General features: G+C 63.2%; 3 protein-coding genes. All 3 read right to left on the bottom strand.

What is annotated here, in order from left to right:
• Window positions 1–1,016 (bottom strand): hypothetical protein (locus tag VHK65_03975; GenBank protein HVS05308.1); only part of this gene is annotated, 1,016 nt, incomplete at its 3' end.
• A gap of 928 nt (window positions 1,017–1,944) precedes the next feature.
• A complete protein-coding gene (locus tag VHK65_03970) occupies window positions 1,945–2,274 on the bottom strand; it encodes a hypothetical protein (GenBank protein HVS05307.1) in 330 nt (109 codons plus the stop codon).
• Between the two features lie 306 nt (window positions 2,275–2,580).
• Window positions 2,581–3,162, bottom strand: coding sequence for a GrpB family protein (locus VHK65_03965; protein HVS05306.1), 582 nt, complete (start codon window positions 3,160–3,162; stop codon window positions 2,581–2,583).
• Window positions 3,163–3,210: the final 48 nt, after the last annotated feature.

Below are 3,210 nucleotides of genomic sequence, written 5' to 3'. Positions count from 1 at the left end.
GACTTAATCGCGCTGGTGACGAGCGCAGGGACCAGGACGCGCTTTTCGAAATCCGTCCCGCCCTGGGTGAAGGTTCCCGTGAACAGGAAGGCTGGCTCGAGGTAGGTCGTTCCGCTCCCCGCCGCCACCGCGATGTAGACGAGCTGCTCCCTGGTCAGCGCAACCGTAGGAAAGGGCGACAGCGAGGGAAACTGATCGGGTGCCATCGCCGGTGGAGCGACGAGCGCGTCTGGAACCGCGGACGCCGGCGGACGCAGCCCATAGGTTGCGGATTGCGCCGCCAGGCGCACTACCCCGTCGGCGCTGACGACCTGCCCACCGGACTCGACCTCCACCAGAATGCCCTGCGGACTTCCGCTGCGGTCGACCTCTGGAACCCGAGACGAGCCCACTAGAATCTCGCGCTGATACAGAACGGAGAAGACGGTCAAAGAAAACGAGGAATATCTGGTTACCGTCACGGCGTCGTCCCATGTCGGCGTGAGCCCGCGCGTGCGCAAGAAGGCGTCGGCGGCGGCGCGAGCAGCGTCCGAGCTGACCGGGGTCACGGCAGGCGTCACGGCCTTCAGGCGGCTGATGACGAAGTTCGGTTCGACTCCCACCGGGTTGTCGTGGTTGATCACCATGTTGAAGTCGCCCGGGAGTTGGTAGACTCGTGCGGTCGCCCAGGCGCCAGAGAGGGTCCCGCCCACGCCCCTCGCGAAGGCATCCAGTTCGACGGGAGTCGGCAGGGTGACGCGCTCGACGGGGGCGGTCCCAATTGCCTTGGGGAGATGGCCCGACCAGCTCAACTTTGCTGGGCCGACGTACGGGATGGCCAGCGCGGTGGAGTCGGCGACACCGCCCATCCCGAGCGGCGGGTTCAGCATCGGCGGGAGCAGTTTGCCGAATGCGGGTGTGACGGGGGCCGAAGCCGTTGGGTGGGCGCGATGCGTAGCAAGGTAGAGGCCAGCCACCCCAACCACGAGCAGGACGGCGGCCGCGGCGCCGGCCAGGTTCGGTGAGCGACGCGTCATGAGCGATGTAACGAAACTCGCTCACCTCTAATGCGCGTCGTGTCTGCGGGACATCAGGCCCGAGCCCTTTATCGGCCCAGAAGTTAGTCAATAGCTCGTGGCGGACAGTATTCGAACAGCCGAATCCGCTGGCTGCGCCGGTTTGCTTAAGCGGATAACCTCCTCAGATGGAGCAGTGGGGGCCGCCGAGAATCGAATGGGAAGAAAACGGCCGAGCGGAGGCCGCGTCCGTCGAGGAAGTCGATCGGCTTGGGACGTGAGGAGTCCATTCTGAGCTGGGTCCAAGCGAGCGGCGATCCCCCGTACTACGCCAGCAAAGGCGACCCAGACTCGCAAGGCAACGGCCTACAAACGTGGAGTGGGACGAGGTCTGAGAAAGGTCATAGCCCGTGGCGGACACTAATCGAACAGTCGATTTCGATCCGCGGCAGGAGGCGTGGTTTCTGCGGTATTTTTAGCATGAACGGGTGCCTTCAGACGTGTCGTCGTCCAGTACTGGCCACGGCATGAGCGCCGCCAAAGCGGTAGTCGTCGGCCATCTCGTCGTCTCGGTGCCCGTGCTTGCGATCGTCGCAGTGGTAGGACTAGGCGGTTACGTTTGGTTGGCGCTGCCTGGACTTTTGATAGGAGGTCTGGTCGGCTGCGGCGTGGCCTGGATTTGCTGGTCGTGGACCGTGCCGAAGTGGAGGCGCTGGGCGCTAAGTCGGGGCGCTTCGCCCGACCGCACGCAGCGGCTGGCCGCGGCCACAGGCCTGACATGGCCAAGAGGATGGATCTTCGAGCGGACTGAATTCGGGCCAAAGAACAGACCCGAGTAGTTAGGCCTGGCGTTGGTGGACTCCGATCTGAGAGATGTGCGATTCGGGAAGTAGCCCGTGGCGGACACTCTTCGAACGATCGGCAACGATAGCCGGAGACGATACCTGCCCTACCGAGGCGCGAGGTCGTGAAACCAGGCGTTTGCGCTGTGGCGGGTTAGCAGGACGATCGTCGCCGAAAGTGGGAGGCACGCGAGCACAAGACTTAACGGGCCTGTGATTCCTGCCACGGAGACAAAAATCCAGTTGAGCGGCGTGCAGAGCCCTTCTAGGGCAATCGCGATCGGACGAGCAATGCGCCACATCGGCAGGCCGGTCAGCGCGGTGATAACCAACAGTCCTCCGAAAAAAGCCGGGGGAATGACAATGACTCGGCCCAGCGTGTTGCCCTCCGCTCCGCGTAAGAAATCACTACCCGGGTCGATCATGAGGAACACCATTGGCCAGACCAAAAGAAGCCCATGAGCCGAGAGGAGTGCCACGGCCGTCGCGACCGGGAGTGGCAGTCTCCGGCGACCCGGCTGTTCCATCAGTGGAGCATCGGTCGGCACGCTACCTATCCTGCTAGGAGCGGCCGACGATCACGCCAAACTGGCGCGGAACGTGAAGGAATCGTCGGGACCGCGTCGATTGACGCGCTGCGCTAGGGGCGAGGCCATGGTAGCCCGTGGCGGACACTAACCGAACAACACCCGTGCCCGGTGGATGCGTGGTCCGGGGCCAGGATCGCCCGGGCGCCCGGCCAGTCAGCAGCGCGCGCGTACCATGATCTGCTCGACGACGGCTGTCTTGGCGTCCGCGTAATTCTGGACATATTTCCATTTCTTTTGGGCGAGTTCGAGCTTCGTTCGGGCATATAGTTCGCGATCGGACGGGTTGATACGCAACCAGTTACGAAACGCCAGCATACGCTCGATCTCGGGACAGCCTGACGAAAAGACATGCAGGTTGATGTTGGTGTCGGGTCCCTTGAACAGCCGGTGCTCATTCCATTCCGGCTCCCGGATACGTAAGACGTAGCCGGCGGTCTCCATGGCGGGGACGTAGGCTGGCTCGTCGGCGGAGTTCTCTAGCACAAGAAGCAGGTCGATAATCGGCTTAGCCGAAAGTCCGGGCACTGCTGTTGAGCCGACGTGTTCGAGTTGGAGAACTCTATCGCCGAGTACCGCGCGAATCCTTTCCGCTTCGCGCCTGAACCGGTCTGGCCAGCCGGGATCGTAGTCGACAAGGCGCACTCTGGCGGACAACGGCTCGAGCTCGCCGATCGTCACAGCACGGATTTGCTCCTCCGTCATTGGGGCGTCAGGTTCGCGACGTTCTTCTCCCATTGTCCCTAGTTCCTATGCGGCAGCCCGATTAAGGTAGCCCACGGCCTG

It is taken from the genome of Candidatus Dormiibacterota bacterium (genome assembly GCA_035544955.1).
In the GTDB taxonomy this organism is placed as follows: Bacteria; Chloroflexota; Dormibacteria; order CF-121; family CF-121; genus CF-13.
This window is presented reverse-complemented; position numbering and strand designations above follow the sequence as displayed.

Excerpts from the sequence above, each read along its gene's own strand:
- VHK65_03970 (HVS05307.1), bottom strand. The coding sequence starts at position 2,274 with ATGGTGTTCCTCATGATCGACCCGGGTAGTGATTTCTTACGCGGAGCG.
- VHK65_03965 (HVS05306.1), bottom strand. The coding sequence starts at position 3,162 with ATGGGAGAAGAACGTCGCGAACCTGACGCCCCAATGACGGAGGAGCAA.